Origin of the sequence: Arthrobacter sp. B3I9, assembly GCF_030816935.1 — a bacterium.
Taxonomy (GTDB): Bacteria; Actinomycetota; Actinomycetes; order Actinomycetales; family Micrococcaceae; genus Arthrobacter.
The window spans coordinates 3444569-3464050 of record NZ_JAUSYO010000001.1 but is presented as its reverse complement, the minus strand read 5'-3'; the positions used below and the strand labels follow the sequence as shown (position 1 = coordinate 3464050).

General features: G+C 62.9%; 14 protein-coding genes and 3 rRNA genes. 15 read left to right on the top strand and 2 right to left on the bottom strand.

Annotated features, from left to right (window positions below; all coding sequences use genetic code 11):
• Positions 1 to 27 precede the first annotated feature (27 nt).
• The 10 genes from QFZ65_RS15990 (at position 28) to QFZ65_RS15945 (ending at position 9190) form a co-directional block, all read left to right on the top strand.
• The gene (locus tag QFZ65_RS15990; protein ID WP_306911686.1) at positions 28 to 1017 is read left to right on the top strand and encodes an aldo/keto reductase; all 990 of its coding nucleotides are present in this window, start codon (positions 28 to 30) and stop codon (positions 1015 to 1017) included.
• A gap of 71 nt (positions 1018 to 1088) precedes the next feature.
• The gene (locus tag QFZ65_RS15985; protein ID WP_306911684.1) at positions 1089 to 1880 is read left to right on the top strand and encodes an HpcH/HpaI aldolase/citrate lyase family protein; all 792 of its coding nucleotides are present in this window, start codon (positions 1089 to 1091) and stop codon (positions 1878 to 1880) included.
• 5 nt (positions 1881 to 1885) lie between these two features.
• A complete protein-coding gene (locus tag QFZ65_RS15980) occupies positions 1886 to 3154 on the top strand; it encodes an exo-alpha-sialidase (RefSeq protein ID WP_306911683.1) in 1269 nt (422 codons plus the stop codon).
• Positions 3144 to 3824 (top strand): SDR family NAD(P)-dependent oxidoreductase, encoded by a 681-nt coding sequence (locus QFZ65_RS15975; RefSeq protein ID WP_306911681.1) that lies wholly within the window; start codon positions 3144 to 3146, stop codon positions 3822 to 3824. The genes QFZ65_RS15980 and QFZ65_RS15975 overlap by 11 nt, the downstream gene beginning before the upstream one ends.
• Before the next feature lie 151 nt (positions 3825 to 3975).
• A complete protein-coding gene (locus tag QFZ65_RS15970) occupies positions 3976 to 5220 on the top strand; it encodes a S8 family serine peptidase (protein WP_306911679.1) in 1245 nt (414 codons plus the stop codon).
• 28 nt (positions 5221 to 5248) lie between these two features.
• On the top strand, positions 5249 to 6436 hold the full coding sequence (locus QFZ65_RS15965) for an acyltransferase (protein WP_306911677.1): 1188 nt from the start codon (positions 5249 to 5251) through the stop codon (positions 6434 to 6436).
• Between the two features lie 175 nt (positions 6437 to 6611).
• Complete coding sequence (locus QFZ65_RS15960; protein WP_056738746.1) at positions 6612 to 6815, top strand: cold-shock protein; 204 nt, start codon at positions 6612 to 6614, stop codon at positions 6813 to 6815.
• 451 nt (positions 6816 to 7266) lie between these two features.
• Positions 7267 to 8019, top strand: a complete 753-nt coding sequence (locus QFZ65_RS15955; protein ID WP_306911674.1) for a GAF and ANTAR domain-containing protein — start codon at positions 7267 to 7269, stop codon at positions 8017 to 8019.
• A gap of 127 nt (positions 8020 to 8146) precedes the next feature.
• On the top strand, positions 8147 to 8863 hold the full coding sequence (locus QFZ65_RS15950) for a GAF domain-containing protein (RefSeq protein ID WP_306911673.1): 717 nt from the start codon (positions 8147 to 8149) through the stop codon (positions 8861 to 8863).
• Between the two features lie 9 nt (positions 8864 to 8872).
• On the top strand, positions 8873 to 9190 hold the full coding sequence (locus tag QFZ65_RS15945; protein ID WP_306911671.1) for a hypothetical protein: 318 nt from the start codon (positions 8873 to 8875) through the stop codon (positions 9188 to 9190).
• A 315-nt stretch (positions 9191 to 9505) separates the two neighbouring features.
• Here QFZ65_RS15945 and QFZ65_RS15940 read toward each other — a convergent pair whose 3' ends face one another.
• Positions 9506 to 11308 (bottom strand): tetratricopeptide repeat protein, encoded by a 1803-nt coding sequence (locus QFZ65_RS15940; RefSeq protein ID WP_306911669.1) that lies wholly within the window; start codon positions 11306 to 11308, stop codon positions 9506 to 9508.
• 140 nt (positions 11309 to 11448) lie between these two features.
• Here QFZ65_RS15940 and QFZ65_RS15935 point away from each other — a divergent pair, with 140 nt between their 5' ends.
• Positions 11449 to 11643, top strand: a complete 195-nt coding sequence (locus QFZ65_RS15935) for a hypothetical protein (RefSeq protein ID WP_306911667.1) — start codon at positions 11449 to 11451, stop codon at positions 11641 to 11643.
• Positions 11644 to 11737: 94 nt separating this feature from the next.
• Positions 11738 to 12205, top strand: a complete 468-nt coding sequence (locus QFZ65_RS15930) for a hypothetical protein (RefSeq protein ID WP_306911665.1) — start codon at positions 11738 to 11740, stop codon at positions 12203 to 12205.
• Between the two features lie 169 nt (positions 12206 to 12374).
• On the opposite strand, the gene QFZ65_RS15925 is transcribed toward QFZ65_RS15930, so the two are convergent.
• The gene (locus QFZ65_RS15925; RefSeq protein WP_306911664.1) at positions 12375 to 13268 is read right to left on the bottom strand and encodes a glucose 1-dehydrogenase; all 894 of its coding nucleotides are present in this window, start codon (positions 13266 to 13268) and stop codon (positions 12375 to 12377) included.
• Positions 13269 to 13931: 663 nt separating this feature from the next.
• Here QFZ65_RS15925 and QFZ65_RS15920 point away from each other — a divergent pair.
• From QFZ65_RS15920 to rrf, 3 genes are all read left to right on the top strand, one after another.
• Positions 13932 to 15454: ribosomal RNA gene (locus tag QFZ65_RS15920) — 16S ribosomal RNA — on the top strand.
• Positions 15455 to 15969: 515 nt separating this feature from the next.
• Positions 15970 to 19106: ribosomal RNA gene (locus QFZ65_RS15915) — 23S ribosomal RNA — on the top strand.
• Between the two features lie 229 nt (positions 19107 to 19335).
• A 5S ribosomal RNA gene (rrf, locus tag QFZ65_RS15910) occupies positions 19336 to 19452 on the top strand.
• Together the 16S, 23S and 5S rRNA genes form the textbook arrangement of a ribosomal RNA operon.
• Positions 19453 to 19482: the final 30 nt, after the last annotated feature.

Here is a 19482-nt window from a genome sequence, read left to right as displayed (position 1 = left end):
GACTACGCAACCACGAGGAACCAACGCATGAACAAGCAGCCCGAAGGCACCCAGGTGGACGGCCTGAAACTTCCGATTTCCCGGCTGGTCCTGGGAACCATGACGTTCGGCGACACCGTCGACGAGGCCACCGCCGGGCGGATGGTGCAGGAAGCGCTCGACGCCGGCATCACCACCATCGACACCGCCAACGCCTACGTGGGCGGCACCACCGAGGAGATGCTCTCGCGCCTGTTGAAGGAACGGCGCGACGACGTGATTCTCGCCTCCAAGGCGGGCATGCCGCACGCGGACCACGGTTCCAACTCGCCGTTGTCTCCGGCCGGGCTGCGTTCCAGCGTGGAGGGGAGCCTGCGCCGGCTTGGGGTGGACAGCATCGACCTGTTCTACTTGCACCAGCCGGACCGGGCCACGCCGCTGCACTCCACTCTTTCCACGGTGGCCGAGCTGGTGGCCGAGGGGAAGATCGGCGCCCTGGGCGTCTCCAACTTCGCCGCCTGGCAGATCGCCGACGTCATCCACGTGGCACGTGAGGTAGGGGCGCCGCAGCCTGTCGTTGCGCAGCAGCTCTACAACCTGGTGGCGCGCCGGCTGGAGGAGGAATACCTCGAATTCGCCGCCACGCACAATGTGCACACCATGGTCTACAACCCGCTGGGCGGCGGGCTCCTCACGGGCAAGCACAGCTTCGACGCCAAGCCCACCGAGGGCCGCTACGGCGACTCGAAGCTCGCCGCAATGTACACCCAGCGCTACTGGGACCGGCAGCTGTTCGACGCGATCGAGGAGCTGTCCCGGATCGCTTCAGGAGCAGGCATCACCTTGGCCGAGCTGTCGCTGCGCTGGCTGGCCTACCGCGACGGCGTGGGCTCCATGCTGCTGGGCGGGTCCAAGGTGGAACAGCTCCGCGCCAACATCGCCGCCGTGGCCAACGGTCCGCTGCCCGCCGACGTCGTGGAAGCCTGCGACGCCGTCGGCAGCTCGCTGCGGGGCCCGATGCCCGCCTACAACCGCTGACGCCCTCTTCTCTTAGAACCCCGCACCCCACGCCGTCCATCGAACACCAAAACCGAAGGTAGAAGATCTCCATGACATCCGAACTGGCCACTGAATTCGCCCGCAGAATCCGCGCCCGGGAACAGGCCGTGGGTTACTGGGCAGTGCTGGACGCGCCCGTGGCCACCGAACGCATCGGCCGGCTCGGCTACGACTACGTGGCCCTCGACGCGCAGCACGGGCTGCTCGGCTACTCGGGCGTGCTCAACGGGCTGATGGCCATCGACGCCGGGCACACCGCCGTCGGCATGGTCCGGGTGGAGGCCAACGACTTCACCGCGATCGGCAAGGCGCTCGACGCCGGTGCCGTGGGCGTCATCGTCCCGCTGATCAACAACGCCGAGGATGCCGCAGCCGCAGTTGCCGCCGGGAAGTACCCGCCGATGGGCCGCCGCTCGTACGGGCCCATGCGCTCGGCACTGCGGATCGGGCCGAAGCCTGCCGACGCCAACACCGCCACCCTGGTGTTCGCCATGATCGAGACGCCTGAGGGCCTGGCCAACGTCAAGGAAATCTGTGCCACCCCGGGCCTCGACGGCATTTATGTCGGACCGTCGGACCTGGCCATCGCGGTGGGCGGTGCGTTCCCCGGGGACCCCGCCGTTGACGCCGAGTTCAACGCCGCACTGGAAACCATCGCCGAGGCAGCCGCCTCCGCGGGCATCGCTGCCGGCATCCATACGCCGGCGGGCACCGTCGCCGCGCAACGGCTGCAGCAGGGCTACACGTTCACCACCGTCGCCTCGGACCTGACGCACCTGGAACAGATCGCCAAGTCCCACCTCGACGCCGCCACCTCCGCTGCCGGAACCAAGGAGGACTGAACCTCATGCACAACACGCTCAGCGACGCCTACAGCACCATCACGCCGGACGGAGCCGTGAAGCGCGCGGACGGCGCCGATTTCGCCTACCTGCCGGCGCCCACCGTGCAGAGCCACGCGGCCAACCTGCTTACCCTGCCGGATGGCCGGCTGGGCTGTGTCTGGTTCGGCGGCACCCAGGAAGGCGTGCCGGACATCTCCATCTGGTTCTCCACCCTGGAGCCCGGCAGCAGCCAATGGTCCGAGCCGGCGCAGCTTTCGGACGACCCCACCCGCTCGGAGCAGAACCCCATCCTGTTCGCTGCCCCCGACACGTCCCTATGGCTGCTCTACACCGCGCAGAAGGCGGGCAACCAGGACACGGCCGAGGTCCGCCGTCGTATATCCACGGACAGCGGCCGCACCTGGGGACCGGTGGAAACGCTGTTCCCGGCGAACGACACGGGCGGCGTGTTCGTCCGCCAACTGCCGGTGGTGCTGCCGTCCGGCCGCCTGATCGTCCCCATCTTCCGCTGCATCACGACGCCGGGGGAGAAATGGGTGGGCAACAGCGACGACAGCGCGGTGATGATCTCCGACGACGCCGGCGCCACCTGGAGCGAACACGTGCTGCCCGGCAGCCTGGGCTGTGTCCACATGAACATCCAGCCCGTGGCCGACGGCTCCCTGCTGGCCCTGTTCCGCAGCCGCTGGGCGGACTCGATCTACGAATCCCGCTCCACGGACGACGGCTCCACCTGGAGCGAGCCCGTTCCCACCGAACTGCCGAACAACAACTCCTCCATCCAGTTCACGGCGCTCGCCGACGGCCGGCTGGCGCTGGTGTACAACCACAGCCGGGCGGAGGAGCACACCGAGCGCCGCCTTTCCCTCTATGACGAGATCGACGACGACGGCCTGGCCGAGGAACAGGGCCAGCTCGCCGAGCCGGTTCCCGGCGCGGCTGTCTTGTCGGACGGCGACGCGCGCCGCGCTTTCTGGGGGACGCCGCGGTCTCCGATGACTCTGGCGATCTCGGAGGACTCCGGGCGTTCGTGGCCCATCCGCCGGAACCTGGACGTGGGGGACGGGTACTGCCTGTCCAACAACTCCCGCGACGGGCTCAACCGCGAATACTCCTACCCGTCCATCCACCAGGGGCCGGATGGTTCCCTGAACATCGCCTACACGTACTTCCGGCAGGCCATCAAGTTCGTCCGGGTGGACCCGCAGTGGGCCTACGACGGCACCGAAACACCGGGAGAAGCCGAAGCGAGCCGCGCGCATGCCGGCTGAGCAGCACGCGGTAGTAACCGGGTGCAGCTCGGGAATCGGCCTGGCCATCACCCGCCGACTGCTGGCGGACGGGTGGGCCGTGACCGGACTGAGCCGGAGCACGACGTCGCTCGACGGCAAGTTCGAGTGGCTGCAGGCGGACCTTGCCGAGCCGGAATCCTTGGCTGAGGCCGTGGCCGGGCTGCGGCCGGCTACGGCATTGGTGCACGCGGCCGGGTTCCAGCGGACGGCGGCGCTGGGGGACCTGGATCCGTCCGCCCTTTCCGGCATGTTCGCCGTCCACGTGGCGGCGGCCAGCGCCCTGGCCAACGCCCTGGTCCCGTCCATGCCCGACGGCGGCAGGGTGCTGTTGCTGGGCAGCCGCACCTCCACGGGATCGCCGGGCAAAAGCCACTACGCCGCCACCAAGGCCGCATTGATGGGCCTCGGCCGGACGTGGGCGCAGGAACTCGCGCCGCGGGGGATCACGGTCAACGTGCTGTCCCCGGGCCCCACCGATACGCCGATGCTGAACGATCCGGGCCGGGCGGCCACCCCGGTGCGGATGCCGCCGCTGGGCGCCCTTGTGGATCCCGATGACGTGGCTGCCCTGGCTGCCTTCCTGCTGGGACCGCACGGGAAGTCCATCACCGGCCAGAACTACGTCATCTGCGGAGGAGCGTCGCTTTGAGTATCGGCGCGGGCCCCGTCTGAGCCGCCACTTCAAAGGAGAGCCGCCCGCTCATGGTTCGCGACGCCGTCGTGCCTTACACCCCCGAAGGTCCAGCAGCAACGGCCTGCGGACACTACCCAGCCGGGGCAAGCAAAAGCACAATAACCGCATGAAAAGAATGGTTATGGCGGGTTTCACAGCGGCAATGATGGCGCTGGGCGGAATGACCCTGGCGGAACCGGGCAACGCAGCAGCCCCGCGGTCACAGATGACGGGGCATGTCCTGGTCAAGTTCCGCGACAGCGGCGCGGCGGGCACTGCTCTTCAGTCGTACGGCCTCAAGGGAGGTGCCGGTATCGGTAGCACGGGCGCCCAACTCGTCCAGGTACCGGCAGGTAAAGAGCAGCAACTCATCGAAGCCCTCAGCCGGAACCCGGCCGTCGAATATGCGGAGTCAGACGAGCTGGCCACCGTCGCCACCGCGGACCAGTATTTCCCCGGCCAGTACGCGCTGCAGAACGATGGCCAATCATTTACGTCTACGGGCGGCACCCTCACCGTCGAGGGTGGCAAAGCAGATGCCGACGTCGACGCCGTCGAAGCGTGGGACGTCACCACCGGCAACGGCACAAAGGTTGCCATTGTCGATACTGGCGTGGCGAGCGACAACCCGGACATCTCACCAAAGGTAGTGGCACGTGCCAACTTCAGTGATTCGCCAACCGCTGAAGATCTGTACGGCCACGGAACGCATGTCGCCGGGATCGTTGCCGCCACGGCCGACAATACGCTCGGTGTGGCCGGCGTGTGCCCGGCTTGCACCATCCTCGACGCCAAAGTGCTCAACGACGACGGGACCGGCTCGACGTCCCGCATCGCCGAGGGTATCGACTGGGCCGTCAGCAACGGTGCCCAGGTCATCAACATGAGCCTCGGGCTGGGTGTTCCGTCCCGCACCCTCGAAACCGCCGTTAACAACGCGTGGAAGCACGGTGTAGTGATTGTTGCCGCCGCCGGCAACGCCGGCACCCAGGCCAAGGTCTACCCGGGCGCATATTCCAACGTTATTGCCGTCGCCGCAACCGACAACGCTGACGCCAAGGCGCCCTTCTCCACCTACGGCAAGTGGGTGGATGTGGCAGCGCCGGGCGTCAACATCTACTCGACTTTCCCCAACCATCCCTTCCAACTCGGTGCGGATGGCCGGCGGTCCCAGGGTTATGACGTGGAAAGCGGGACCTCAATGGCTTCACCAGTCGTGGCCGGCGTTGCTGCGCTCGCCTGGAGTGCCCATGCAGACGCCACCAACAAATCCGTCCGTGCCGACCTTGAATCAACCGCCGACGAAATCTCCGGCACCGGTACCGCCTGGGCGCATGGCCGCGTAAACGCCAACAATGCCGTGAGGCAGTAAAAGGTCACGGACTGGTAACATTGGGTGAATGCGGAGCGGGTCTGGGCAAACACGAGTCACGCAGCTGGATGGCCTCAGAGGGATCGCTGCCCTCGTGGTTGTCGCCTGCCATGTACTCTCCACGCTCCCGGGAATCGGGAGTGTCTTCAGCGACCGGTCAGTGGGGCTCAGCGCTGCGGCGACGTGGGCCATCTTCAGTCCGCTGCACGTCCTGTGGAATGGCACTCCGGCGGTCCACCTCTTTTTTGTGCTCTCCGGCTTCGTCCTGGTCCTGCCGTTCTCCCGGCCAGGGGTGACCCGCAGCTGGGCGTCCTACTACGTCAAGCGTCTGCTCCGCCTGTACTTGCCGGCATGGGCATCCTTGCTGGTGGCGGTCGCGTTGATTGGCATCATTCCGCGGTCCGCATCGCCGCTGCAGAGTGCATGGGCGGACATCTACGTCATTGACCCGAGCGTCGGCCAGGTCTTCAAAGATGCCCTGCTCCTGCTGAACGCGAGCACCATCAACACCCCGCTGTGGTCGCTCAAATGGGAAGTGATGTTTTCCCTCCTGCTCCCGGCCTACGTGTTCTTCGCCCTCCGGGGAAGACGCTTCTGGCAGGCGAAGATCTGTGCGGCATTTCTGCTGATCGTGGTGGGAGCGGTGTGCAACCTGGAGGCGCTGTCCTTTCTCCCGATCTTCGCCATCGGGGCCGTCCTCGGCGTCGAACGTGAACGGATCCGTGAGCTGACGCGGTCCTGGCCGCGCGTGGCCTGGGTGTTGGTGGCCGTAGCGGGCCTCCTCCTGGCCAACGCGGAATGGCTCAGCCGCGAGCAGCCGGTCGACAGCGTCGAGGCCTTTGTGACGGTGGGCGCGACGCTGATCGTTGTGCTGTTTGTGTGCTGTGGCTCGGCCAAGAGGTTCGGGGACAGCGCGGTCGTCCAGTGGCTGGGACGCGTGTCCTTCAGCCTCTACCTGGTGCATTTGCCGATCCTTCTTGCCGGCATCACCTTGCTGCGATCGGTGTCGCTGCCTATGGCGCTGGCGGTCTCCGTGGCGGCGTCGTTGGGAATTGCCGAGTTGTTCTTCCGCTACGTGGAACAGCCCGCGCATCGTCTCTCGATAGCTGCAGGCCGAGCGGTGGAGCGCCGGATCCGCCCCGACGTCCCCGTGGAAAACCCGCCTGTCCGGTCTATGGTCTCGGCGGCGTCGGGCGGCCGCAAGGACATTTGGTAATCGGCGGCCCGGATCTGTTGTAGTGTTGATCCTGTTGTTGTGTTTATGCAGTTCGTAGTTCAGGCAGTACGCACGGTCGAAAGCCCGTGTTCTTCTGAAGCAGCGGTTTTGAGCACCTACACCGGAGGACCCGAAAGTCGGGACTTTTCCTCCACCTTCACGAAGGACAAAAATAATGGCTACTGGTACCGTCAAATGGTTTAACGCTGAAAAGGGCTTCGGCTTCATTTCCCCCGATGACTCCTCGCAGGACGTTTTCGCGCACTACTCCGCGATCAACTCCTCCGGCTTCCGCTCCCTCGAAGAGAACCAGAAGGTCTCCTTCGAAACCGAGCAGGGCCCCAAGGGTCCCCAGGCTACCAACATCCAGGCTCTCTAATTTCCTAGAGATCCGGGACCGTTAGGTTTCGAGCAGGGCCCGTCTCCGGACGGGCCCTGCTTTTGCTTAACCCCCGTGTGCCCCTTCCCAAGTAGGTCGCACTTGGTGCCGTTTCCAACCCTGAAAACGACACCTGCTGCGAGTTAGTTGGGGGACGCGCGCCCGCTTCGTCGGGGCCCGGCGTCGTCGTCGGGATCTGCGACAATTTACAGGGCTCTCGGCCGCACTCCGGCCGACAGCAATTTTCACGCGGCCGGAAGGCTGCACCCGGCGGGTCCGCGACGAGCGCGTCCGCCATAGCTGATTCCCACCTCTCTGGGGGCCAATATTAGAGGTGTTGTTCTTCTGCCGGGCGCTGATTGTTGTCGTACGCTTAGAGGGAAACGTTCTGAAGTGGGCGTCTTCACGCCGCAGTTTTCAGCGGTTGAAGATAACTTCTTAAGGAGACGCCATGGAGGCTCTACGTATCCTCACGGGACTGCAAGGCGAAATTGCTTCCCAGCTCCAGGACATGGTCCTGGAGGCTGCCGATGCTGAGGAGTTCTTCCAGGAACTGGCCGTCTTCTCCGCGTCCCTCCTTTCTCCACCCGGTTCGACGGTTCACTGCAATGTCACCGTGGTGCGGAGGAAAAAACCTGTCACGGTAGCTTGCAGCGATGCCCGTGCACGGGTGATGGATGAACTCCAATACGCCTTCGGCGACGGGCCTTGCTTAACAGCCATGCGAACCGGTATCACCATCTACGTCCCGGACGTGTCCCGCGAACACCGCTGGCCGGAATACATCCGAGCCGTCGCCAAACAGGGCGTCCAGTCAATCCTGGGCGTCCCGTTGCCGTTGGAGGGAGAATCGACGGCTGCGTTAAACATCTACTCCTCGCGGCCGCACGGCATAACGGGAGAGGACATCGCCCGCGCTGAGCTGTTCGGCGAACACTCAGCCAAGACCCTCCGGTTGGAGCTGCGCCTGACCCGGCTGCAGGAAGCGAAGGACAACATGGAGGCGGCAATGAAGAACCGGACAGCCATCGATGTTGCTGCCGGGGTGATCATGGCTCAGAACCGGTGCAGTCAGGAAGCCGCAATCACCGTCCTGAGGAGAGCTTCCAGTTCCCGCAACGTCAAACTACACGACGTGGCAATGGGAGTGATCGCCGCCGTCTCACCGCAAGCTCCTGAACTTCGCACCCATTTCGATGAATAGCGGGGCCAGTAGACGGACAGCTCCCACTTCGACTCGTCCTAGCTCTCCCAGTAGGGAGCACACTTGGAATCACAATGGTTCCGCAGCCGCCCGGGTCGTCCTGGGCATTACAGAGGTGACAAAAGCCATGGAGAATTCCCTTCCACTAGCAGATGAGTTCGCTGCGCTGACCGGGCTGATGGCCGGGGGTTTCCTGACCCAGGAGAGCGCCTCCAAAGCCGTGCAGTCCCTGGCGTACATACTCAAAGACTCCGTGCCCGGTACAGCAGGGGCCGGCGCGTCGATCATCAACGGCCGCGGCCGGAGGGAAAGCGCCGGGGCAACCGATCCCGTAGTGCTCCAGGCGGACAAACTGCAATACGAACTCGGGCAGGGACCGTGCCTGAGCGCCTGGGCAGAGCAGCGCGCAATCATCATCCAGGACACCAGAGACGAGACGCGCTGGTCCGAATGGACGGCGGCCGTTGCGGATCTTCCTCTGCGGTCCGTTCTCAGCGCCCCTCTCACGACCGAGGGACGGCGCATCGGAGCTCTCAAGGTCTACTCCCCGGTCCCCGGAGCCTTCGATGACCATTCGGTGTTCCTGATCGAGCGGCTCGCTGTTCCCGCCGCCGTCATGCTCGGCAACGCCCGGGACAGGGAAGCTACCCAAAGGCTCAGCTCCCGAGTCGTCGAAGCTTTGGCCAACCGCGACATGATTTCCAGGGCCCAGGGCGTTCTCATCGAGCGGATGAACCTCACGCCGCGTGAAGCACTGACCGTCATGCTGTCCGCTTCCCGGGGCGAGGGTCAGCCACTGCATAAGGTAGCAGGGGAAATCCTCGCCGGCGCGGCTGAACAGTAGGAGGTTTCTGTGGACGCGTTCGATGAATCCAACGTTCACGCACAAGCTATCCGGAAAGCAATGGAAGAATCCCGGATTCCCCTCGGCGAGGTGTGGATGCGTTATTTCAGCTTCACGGGTACCGCGGGTGAATACGAAATCGACGCCTACCTCAACGGCTCACTGGAACTGCCGGCCTACGAACGTGACCTCCTCGCCCACGCCGTCAACGAACTGATCAACGAGCTCCCCCCACGACGGAAGGCCCCCTACAGCGACGACGAAACCAACGCCTCGGCAGAACGCGAGCGATCACAGGAAGACAGCGCCTCAGAAGACCGCCCATGATCCGGGCAAGGCTCGCTCCGGCGGCCCGGAACCGCCTCAACCTCCTACGGGCCCTGCTCAACGGTCAGGAGGGCTGACCTCTGGGGGTCAGCTCCCGTCAGCGGTCCGCGCTCTCGCTCATGAAGCTTTTCCGGCTGGCGCGGCCGCACCCCGTCTTTCGGGGAGCTATTTCACATACTGGGGGAGAGCTTCTGTTGGCTAAGTCATTGTCGGCACCTTTGGGCGACATGACCACAACCTGACCGGCCTCGTGGCATCCGTTGCGTTCCTGACGGCTTTCACCATCCACCACGTGGGCTAGATTTTCAAGCGGCGTCAGGCGCCGTGCCGCTGCACCAGGAACTCCGTCAGTGCAGGGTTGTCGATCTCCTTCGCCAGCCAGGGCACTGCCTGTGCCGCGGCCTCGTCACCCAGCACCGCCCGGTGCGACTGCGCCCGGACCGCGAACTCGCGCATGCCGCTGCTGCTGGCCAGCGCCGCCAGCCGGTCCACGAACTCCACGGCACGCGGCGACTTAGTGGCGAGGGCGACCTCCGCGGCGGCGTCCAGCAGCCGGGCGGAGTACCAGAGGTACCAGGGCTTAGGTTCCATGCCCCGGCTGATCCAGTGTTCGGCGGCGACCAGGTCCCCGTGGGCCAGGAACAGCCGGGCTTCGGCCCCTGCAGCTAGCGCCATGTAGCAGTGATCGCCGGCAAGCTCGGCCATCACCCATGACCGGTCGATCAGCGCCGCAGCTTCCTCCAGCCGGCCGGCCGCCAGGTAGGTCTCGCCCCGGACCCCGTCGACAAACGGCTCGAACGCCGTCCAGTGCTCCGCCGTGACCCATTCCAGCGCCTGATCCAGGCACGCCGCAGCCAGGTCCAGCTCCTTGCGAAGCAGATGCACGCGCCCCAGCAACGCCGCACTGAACGCCTGCTGCCGGCGGTTCCCGACCGACTGGGCGAGCCTTCCGGACTCGGTGAGGGCCGCGACGGCGTCCTCGTAATGCGCCGTGTCCGAGGCCAGCATGCCCTGGATCGCCAGGATCCTCGCCTGTTCGTCCGGCATGCCCTCGGCGGCCTGCCGCGCCCGGTCCAGCCAGCCCGCCGCGCGGTCCGGAACGCCGCGCTGGACGGACAGATAGCCCAGCTCGCACAAGGCAGCCGCGGCAGTCCGGGAGACGCCGTCGGACGCTTCCGCCGACAACGCACGGTGCAGGAAATCGGCAACTTCGGCGCCGCGGCCGCCCGCCTGATGGATCAGCGCCCCGGACAGCGTCACCAGCGACTCGGCGATCAGGTGACGGTCACCGTGGCGTTGGGCCAGCACGACGGCGAGACGCAGCTGATCGAGCCCGCGGTCGACGGCGCCTGCCGACAGTGAGGCGCTTCCGGCGTCGAGATAGGACCGCACGGTGGCCACATTCGCGGGGATCTTCGGGTCCGCCGCCGGACCCGACGCGGCAAGGGCGCGTCGAACCTCAGCGGGCAGCGGCAGGCCCAGCTCCTGATGGTAGAGGTTCTCGAACTTGGTGACCTGCTCGCGCGCCCGGCGGTGCTCGCCCATCGCCACGAGCGCCTTCACCAGGACGGCCGTGGAGTCCGCGTTGAAGGGATCCCGGCGCAGCGCCTGCGAGCTCAGCTCGGCCGCGTCCGCCGGAGCGCCCGACGCCAAGGCCGCCAGCGAAGCTTCGTAGAGCAGCGACTGGACGCACTTTTCGAGCCGGTACCGCTGGTCCGCCAGCCAGGAGTCGAACACGGGGCTGTCCCCGAAGGCAAGACCCTCGAGCAGCTGGCCGTTGAACTTGCGTGGGTCAAGGCCGCCGTTGCCCGCCGGGCCCACAAGCTCCAGGGCATCGCAGCGCCAGGACGGCTGCAGCACCAGCCGCAGGGGATCGCCGGCGATGGTGACACCGGTCAGGGTCCGGCGCAGTTCGGACAGATTCCAGCGGAGGGCGCCCAGCGGGTCGGCGGCGTCGGGAAACAGCAGCGGGGCGGTGCGGGAACGGCTGATGCCTTCGGGCTGCAGGGCGAGGTAGGCCAGCACCGCCCACGCCTTGCGCCCTCGGGGCTGCGCGGGAGGAGTGTCGGGGGACTCGATCACGGGCGGACCGAGGAGCCGGATCCACGTCTCGGCCATACGGGCCATGTTACGCCGGGGGATGCGCGGCGTCTCGGCCCGGCTCTTCCGCATCCGGGCGACGCATCACACGCTTGCTCACACGGCCGCCGAAGACACTGGATTCATCCAATCCACTCACCACCAAAGGTGTATCAACAATGGAAATGCTCGTAGTCCTGATTGCCGGAATCGTGCTCTTCTCCGGCGGTGCTACGTTCCGCGCAGTGCTCAAAGACGGCCACGGCCACACCCCCGAGGTGCGGTCCAACGCCAAATGGACTGCGGGTGATCTGCCCAGCGAACCGTATTCGGGTGCCCCCAACCGGATCCCGCCGGCTTTGTGGTTCCGGTAGACGCCGTGCCGGCCCTCGCCGAGTCTGGACACACCACAGGGGCGGTGGGAATCTGGACCCATGTGGCATCGGCGAGGGAGGCTGGTAGCAGGTCATGGATGAGACATCGGATACGCGGCAGTTGCTTTCCAACCGCATTGAACAGAAACAGCAGGCCGTCCGCTCCTATTTGGGACGGGAACGGCCGCGACGGAACAAACTCTCCAACATCAGCGTCATAGGTAGCGCCCTGGCCGCCATGCTCACAGCCGGACCGGCCCTCGGGGGCACCGGTTTCACCAACGCCCTCCAGGGGGTTTTCTCGCTGGAGGACGACTCCATTGTCTGGCGGGCCCTGTGCCTAGGGGCCGTGCTGCTGTCTGTCGCCGCGGCACTGGCAACGAACTTCGCCAATTCCCACTCGATTGCGGACAGGGTCAGCGCGGCGGAGACGGCCAACGCCCAGCTGGAAGGGCTACGGGACACCCTGAGCTTCGGCCACATCGACACCGACGAGGCGCTGAAGCTGTACCAGCAGTACGCTGCCCAGGTTCCGTTCGTGGACGAAGTGCCCGCGCACTGAGCGCACAAAGGCGGGCCCTTCCGCATGCAGCCCGAGGGCTGTACGCGGAAGGGCCCGCCTGTGTTAAATCCCCGGAACTCGGACTACGGCTCCGGGCCGGGCGTCGAATGCCGGGCGTCCCGCGGTGCTGGGGGTCCGGCGGTGCGGGGGTCCGGCTACGGCGTCGGGGCTACGGCGTGGGGTTGCCGCCGTTGACGTTCAGGGTCTCGCCCACCACGTAGCTGGACTCCGCCGACGCGAGGAACACGTAGGCCGGGGCCAGCTCGGCCGGCTGGCCGGCGCGGCCCAGGGGAGTGCTCTTGCCGAACTCGGGCAGCTCCTCCTTCGGCTGGCCGCTGCTGACCTGCAGCGGCGTCCAGATGGGGCCCGGTGCCACGGCATTGACGCGGATTCCCTTGGGTGCCAGCTGCTGGGCCAGGCCCTTGGTGAAGTTGTTGATGGCCGCCTTCGTGGTGGCGTAGTCCACGAGCGTCGGCGACGGGTTGTACGCCTGGATGGACGTGGTGTTGATGATGGTGGAACCAGCCGGCAGGTGGGGGACCGCGGCCTTGGTCAGCCAGAACATGGCGTAGACGTTGGTCTTCAGCGTGTGGTCGAACTGCTCGTCGCTGATCTGTTTGAAGTCCTCCTGCGCCACCTGCTTGCCGGCGTTGTTCACCAGCAGGTCCAGGCCCCCGAGCTCGCGCAGGGCAAGGTCCACGAGTTCCCGGCACATCGCCGCGTCCTTGAGGTCGCCTGGGGCCTTGACCGCCTTGCGGCCCGCCTTTTCGATCAGGTTTGCGATCCGGGCTGCGTCCTCTTCCTCCTCCGGCAGGTAGGAGAGCACGACGTCGGCCCCCTCGCGGGCGAAAGCGATGGCCGTTGCGGCCCCGATGCCGGAATCAGCGCCCGTGACGATGGCCTTGCGGCCCTCAAGCCGGCCGGTGCCGCGGTACGTGTTTTCGCCGAGGTCCGCCTTAGGCGTCAGTTCCGCGTCCAGGCCTGGCTCCGGCTGGTGCTGCTTGGGAGGCTCAATGTCTTCGTACGCTGTTACCGGGTTCTTGAACGTGTACTGGTCAGTCATGGTGCTCCTCCGATGGTGTGTCTGCATACGGACAGCATGCTAAGCATGCTTACCATCTAGCCTAACGAGTGTCCCGCGAGTCCCGCAACGGACGACGGCGTTTCTCCTGCGGCGTGTGATGGGGTCCACAAATCCTCACGCGCCGCCGGGGAGCCCGCCGCACCCCCCGCGTAGGCCGCTGGTCCGCGGAATTCCGGGGACTCCGCCCGCACGGGCATCCCGTTTGGCCGGATTTGTGCCGGGTCCCGGAGCCGTGTAAAGTAATTCGAGTCGCCGCCGCTGATGCGGAAAGATAGCGACCGACCCCCTGATAAACAGCCCGAAAACGGCACGTAAATGTGTGTGCTGATTAGGGCGGGGACCCGCTCATGGAACTGCAAATCGCGGAAACGCTGATTTGCAAAGCTCCTCGAAGCCGGGTAAGTTTGAAAAGTTGCTCCGGAGCGATCCGCGACTGTGATGGTTGTGGTGGTGCCGGGTGTGTCTGTTGTTTGAGAACTCAATAGTGTGCCAAGTTTGTTGATACCAATTTATTGTAATGGATTGGTTGTTTTGCCGGATTATGCCACCCCGTGGTGTGGTCTGGTTTTTACAGCTGGTTTCAAATTTTGTGCAGTCAATGCTCCCGTTTTCCCGGGGGTTGTTGGTTGTGTCTGTTTTTCTTCAACGGAGAGTTTGATCCTGGCTCAGGATGAACGCTGGCGGCGTGCTTAACACATGCAAGTCGAACGATGATCCCAGCTTGCTGGGGGATTAGTGGCGAACGGGTGAGTAACACGTGAGTAACCTGCCCTTAACTCTGGGATAAGCCTGGGAAACTGGGTCTAATACCGGATATGACTCCTCATCGCATGGTGGGGGGTGGAAAGCTTTTTGTGGTTTTGGATGGACTCGCGGCCTATCAGCTTGTTGGTGAGGTAATGGCTCACCAAGGCGACGACGGGTAGCCGGCCTGAGAGGGTGACCGGCCACACTGGGACTGAGACACGGCCCAGACTCCTACGGGAGGCAGCAGTGGGGAATATTGCACAATGGGCGCAAGCCTGATGCAGCGACGCCGCGTGAGGGATGACGGCCTTCGGGTTGTAAACCTCTTTCAGTAGGGAAGAAGCGAAAGTGACGGTACCTGCAGAAGAAGCGCCGGCTAACTACGTGCCAGCAGCCGCGGTAATACGTAGGGCGCAAGCGTTATCCGGAATTATTGGGCGTAAAGAGCTCGTAGGCGGTTTGTCGCGTCTGCCGTGAAAGTCCGGGGCTCAACTCCGGATCTGCGGTGGGTACGGGCAGACTAGAGTGATGTAGGGGAGACTGGAATTCCTGGTGTAGCGGTGAAATGCGCAGATATCAGGAGGAACACCGATGGCGAAGGCAGGTCTCTGGGCATTAACTGACGCTGAGGAGCGAAAGCATGGGGAGCGAACAGGATTAGATACCCTGGTAGTCCATGCCGTAAACGTTGGGCACTAGGTGTGGGGGACATTCCACGTTTTCCGCGCCGTAGCTAACGCATTAAGTGCCCCGCCTGGGGAGTACGGCCGCAAGGCTAAAACTCAAAGGAATTGACGGGGGCCCGCACAAGCGGCGGAGCATGCGGATTAATTCGATGCAACGCGAAGAACCTTACCAAGGCTTGACATGAACCGGAAACGCCTGGAAACAGGTGCCCCGCTTGCGGTCGGTTTACAGGTGGTGCATGGTTGTCGTCAGCTCGTGTCGTGAGATGTTGGGTTAAGTCCCGCAACGAGCGCAACCCTCGTTCTATGTTGCCAGCGCGTGATGGCGGGGACTCATAGGAGACTGCCGGGGTCAACTCGGAGGAAGGTGGGGACGACGTCAAATCATCATGCCCCTTATGTCTTGGGCTTCACGCATGCTACAATGGCCGGTACAAAGGGTTGCGATACTGTGAGGTGGAGCTAATCCCAAAAAGCCGGTCTCAGTTCGGATTGGGGTCTGCAACTCGACCCCATGAAGTCGGAGTCGCTAGTAATCGCAGATCAGCAACGCTGCGGTGAATACGTTCCCGGGCCTTGTACACACCGCCCGTCAAGTCACGAAAGTTGGTAACACCCGAAGCCGGTGGCCTAACCCCTTGTGGGAGGGAGCTGTCGAAGGTGGGACTGGCGATTGGGACTAAGTCGTAACAAGGTAGCCGTACCGGAAGGTGCGGCTGGATCACCTCCTTTCTAAGGAGCACCTACAAATTATCCGGCCCGTGTATGCGGGTGTGGGGGTTTGTCAGGAGTACGCCCGTTGCGCAGACGTTTGTTCTGCGGCGGGTGCTCACGGGTGGAATATCAGCAAATAGCGGCCGCTTGTTTTCCTGTCCTGACCCAGTACGGATCCTCTCTTTTGGAGGGTGGTCCTGGAACGGTCCCGGGGTGGGGGGAGGCGGTTTAGTGTTTGGCACACTGTTGGGTCCTGAGACAACAGGACCGGGGGGTAACTTCCGGTACTTGTGTGTTTCTGGTTTCCTGGCTGCACCGATCACACGGTTTGCCCTTTTGGGGGTTGTGTGTGGGGTGTGTGGTACGGGGTTGTTGTTTGAGAACTACATAGTGGACGCGAGCATCTTTTATAAGAAGCAATTTCCAAGAATATGAACCTGGATCTGTTCCGTGATGTGGCTGCTGCTTTTGGGTGGTGGCTGGTTGCGGTCTGGTTCCATGGTTCTCTCGTGAATTACTCCTTGATCTTTTGTGGTCAAGTTTTTAAGAGCACACGGTGGATGCCTTGGCATTAGGAGCCGAAGAAGGACGTAGGAATCTGCGATAAGCCTGGGGGAGTCGATAACCGGACTGTGATCCCCAGGGTGTCCGAATGGGGAAACCCCGCCAGACGCGCGAGTGATCTGGTGACCCGCATCTGAACACATAGGGTGCGTGGAGGGAACGCGGGGAAGTGAAACATCTCAGTACCCGCAGGAAGAGAAAACAATAGTGATTCCGTCAGTAGTGGCGAGCGAACGCGGATCAGGCTAAACCGTTCCATGTGTGATAGCCGGCGGGCGTTGCATGGTCGGGGTTGTGGGACTTTCCATACCATCTCTGCCGGGGTGGTGGGGTGTGATGTGCAGGCATAGGTGAACGGTCTTGAAAGGCCGGCCAGAGAGGGTGTGAGCCCCGTAACCGAAATGTTGTGTACCGCCTGTGAGAGTATCCCAAGTAGCACGGGGCCCGAGAAATCCCGTGTGAATCTGTCAGGACCACCTGATAAGCCTAAATACTCCCTAATGACCGATAGCGGACCAGTACCGTGAGGGAAAGGTGAAAAGTACCCCGGGAGGGGAGTGAAACAGTACCTGAAACCGTGTGCTTACAATCCGTCGGAGCATCTGCAGCTTGCTGTATGGGTGTGACGGCGTGCCTTTTGAAGAATGAGCCTGCGAGTTAGTGTTACGTCGCGAGGTTAACCCGTGTGGGGAAGCCGTAGCGAAAGCGAGTCTGAACAGGGCGTTGCAGTGGCGTGATCTAGACCCGAAGCGAAGTGATCTACCCATGGCCAGGTTGAAGCGACGGTAAGACGTCGTGGAGGACCGAACCCACTTCAGTTGAAAATGGAGGGGATGAGCTGTGGGTAGGGGTGAAAGGCCAATCAAACTTCGTGATAGCTGGTTCTCCCCGAAATGCATTTAGGTGCAGCGTTGCGTGTTTCTTACCGGAGGTAGAGCTACTGGATGGCTAATGGGCCCTACAAGGTTACTGACGTCAGCCAAACTCCGAATGCCGGTAAGTGAGAGCGCAGCAGTGAGACTGTGGGGGATAAGCTTCATAGTCGAGAGGGAAACAGCCCAGACCACCAACTAAGGCCCCTAAGCGTGTGCTAAGTGGGAAAGGATGTGGAGTTGCGAAGACAACCAGGAGGTTGGCTTAGAAGCAGCCATCCTTAAAAGAGTGCGTAATAGCTCACTGGTCAAGTGATTCCGCGCCGACAATGTAGCGGGGCTCAAGTACACCGCCGAAGTTGTGGATTTCAGATATTAGCCAAGCCCTCGTGGTTCAGGCGTCTGGAGTGGTAGGGGAGCGTCGTGTGGGCGGTGAAGTCGCGGTGGAAACCAGCGGTGGAGCCTACACGAGTGAGAATGCAGGCATGAGTAGCGAAAGACGGGTGAGAAACCCGTCCGCCGAATGATCAAGGGTTCCAGGGTCAAGCTAATCTGCCCTGGGTAAGTCGGGACCTAAGGCGAGGCCGACAGGCGTAGTCGATGGACAACGGGTTGATATTCCCGTACCGGCGAAAAACCGCCCATGCTGAACAGGGGATACTAACCGCCCGAGACCTGCCCGATCACCCTTGTGGTGTGAGGGTTTTGGTGGAGCGCGGGACCTGATCCTGGGAGGCAAGCGTATTAACAGGTGTGACGCAGGAAGGTAGCCGAGCCGGGCGATGGTTGTCCCGGTCTAAGGATGTAGGGCGAACGGTAGGCAAATCCGCCGTTCATGATGCCTGAGACCCGATGGGACCCCCGTATGGGGGGATTCGGTGATCCTATGCTGCCGAGAAAAGCATCGACGCGAGGTTTTAGCCGCCCGTACCCCAAACCGACACAGGTGATCAGGTAGAGAATACTAAGGCGATCGAGAGAATTATGGTTAAGGAACTCGGCAAAATGCCCCCGTAACTTCGGGAGAAGGGGGGCCCCCATCGTGATCCGCACTTGCTGCGGGGAGCGTGCAGGGGCCGCAGAGACCAGGGGGAAGCGACTGTTTACTAAAAACACAGGTCCGTGCGAAGTCGCAAGACGATGTATACGGACTGACTCCTGCCCGGTGCTGGAAGGTTAAGAGGACCGGTTAGCCGCAAGGCGAAGCTGAGAATTTAAGCCCCAGTAAACGGCGGTGGTAACTATAACCATCCTAAGGTAGCGAAATTCCTTGTCGGGTAAGTTCCGACCTGCACGAATGGAGTAACGACTTCCCCGCTGTCTCAACCATAAACTCGGCGAAATTGCAGTACGAGTAAAGATGCTCGTTACGCGCAGCAGGACGGAAAGACCCCGAGACCTTTACTATAGTTTGGTATTGGTGTTCGGAGTGGCTTGTGTAGGATAGGTGGGAGACGTTGAAGCCCTCACGCCAGTGGGGGTGGAGTCATCGTTGAAATACCACTCTGGTCACTTTGGACATCTAACTTCGGCCCGTAATCCGGGTCAGGGACAGTGCCTGATGGGTAGTTTAACTGGGGCGGTTGCCTCCTAAAAAGTAACGGAGGCGCCCAAAGGTTCCCTCAGCCTGGTTGGCAATCAGGTGTCGAGTGTAAGTGCACAAGGGAGCTTGACTGTGAGAGAGACATCTCGAGCAGGGACGAAAGTCGGGACTAGTGATCCGGCGGTACATTGTGGAATGGCCGTCGCTCAACGGATAAAAGGTACCTCGGGGATAACAGGCTGATCTTGCCCAAGAGTCCATATCGACGGCATGGTTTGGCACCTCGATGTCGGCTCGTCGCATCCTGGGGCTGGAGTAGGTCCCAAGGGTTGGGCTGTTCGCCCATTAAAGCGGTACGCGAGCTGGGTTTAGAACGTCGTGAGACAGTTCGGTCCCTATCCGCTGCGCGCGCAGGAAATTTGAGAAGGGCTGTCCTTAGTACGAGAGGACCGGGACGGACGAACCTCTGGTGTGTCAGTTGTACTGCCAAGTGCACCGCTGATTAGCTACGTTCGGATGGGATAACCGCTGAAAGCATCTAAGCGGGAAGCTCGCTTCGAGATGAGATTTCCATACACCTTGTGTGTGAGAGGCCCCCAGCCAGACCACTGGGTTGATAGGCCGGATGTGGAAGCGAGGACTAACGACTCGTGAAGCTGACCGGTACTAATAGGCCGATAACTTACACCACACACCACTCCCGCAAACGGCACTTCAAAAGACGTTTGCACCACGGGGTGGTAAAAAGAAACAAGACTGCTTGCGTCCACTATGTGGTTCCCAACCAACAAACCCGTTGCTTGAGAACCGAACAACTGAATAACAACACCACCCCTGCCCTCACCGGCAGGAGCACAAGTTGTAACCACAGACTTCCCACCCCCACCCGGTCACCGGGCCCGGGGGACGGGTAACAGGGTTACGGCGGTCATAGCGTGGGGGAAACGCCCGGTCCCATCCCGAACCCGGAAGCTAAGACCCACAGCGCCGATGGTACTGCACCCGGGAGGGTGTGGGAGAGTAGGTCACCGCCGGACATAAATTAACACGGTCGAGAGCCTCCAACC

Bases quoted from the DNA above. Each gene is read 5' to 3' on its own strand.
- QFZ65_RS15975 (WP_306911681.1), top strand. From the start codon at position 3,144: ATGCCGGCTGAGCAGCACGCGGTAGTAACCGGGTGCAGCTCGGGAATC.
- QFZ65_RS15930 (WP_306911665.1), top strand. From the start codon at position 11,738: ATGGATGAGACATCGGATACGCGGCAGTTGCTTTCCAACCGCATTGAA.
- QFZ65_RS15990 (WP_306911686.1), top strand. From the start codon at position 28: ATGAACAAGCAGCCCGAAGGCACCCAGGTGGACGGCCTGAAACTTCCG.
- QFZ65_RS15980 (WP_306911683.1), top strand. From the start codon at position 1,886: ATGCACAACACGCTCAGCGACGCCTACAGCACCATCACGCCGGACGGA.
- QFZ65_RS15925 (WP_306911664.1), bottom strand. From the start codon at position 13,268: ATGACTGACCAGTACACGTTCAAGAACCCGGTAACAGCGTACGAAGAC.
- QFZ65_RS15950 (WP_306911673.1), top strand. From the start codon at position 8,147: ATGGAGAATTCCCTTCCACTAGCAGATGAGTTCGCTGCGCTGACCGGG.
- QFZ65_RS15955 (WP_306911674.1), top strand. From the start codon at position 7,267: ATGGAGGCTCTACGTATCCTCACGGGACTGCAAGGCGAAATTGCTTCC.
- QFZ65_RS15940 (WP_306911669.1), bottom strand. From the start codon at position 11,308: ATGGCCGAGACGTGGATCCGGCTCCTCGGTCCGCCCGTGATCGAGTCC.
- QFZ65_RS15985 (WP_306911684.1), top strand. From the start codon at position 1,089: ATGACATCCGAACTGGCCACTGAATTCGCCCGCAGAATCCGCGCCCGG.
- QFZ65_RS15965 (WP_306911677.1), top strand. From the start codon at position 5,249: ATGCGGAGCGGGTCTGGGCAAACACGAGTCACGCAGCTGGATGGCCTC.
- QFZ65_RS15970 (WP_306911679.1), top strand. From the start codon at position 3,976: ATGAAAAGAATGGTTATGGCGGGTTTCACAGCGGCAATGATGGCGCTG.
- QFZ65_RS15960 (WP_056738746.1), top strand. From the start codon at position 6,612: ATGGCTACTGGTACCGTCAAATGGTTTAACGCTGAAAAGGGCTTCGGC.
- QFZ65_RS15935 (WP_306911667.1), top strand. From the start codon at position 11,449: ATGGAAATGCTCGTAGTCCTGATTGCCGGAATCGTGCTCTTCTCCGGC.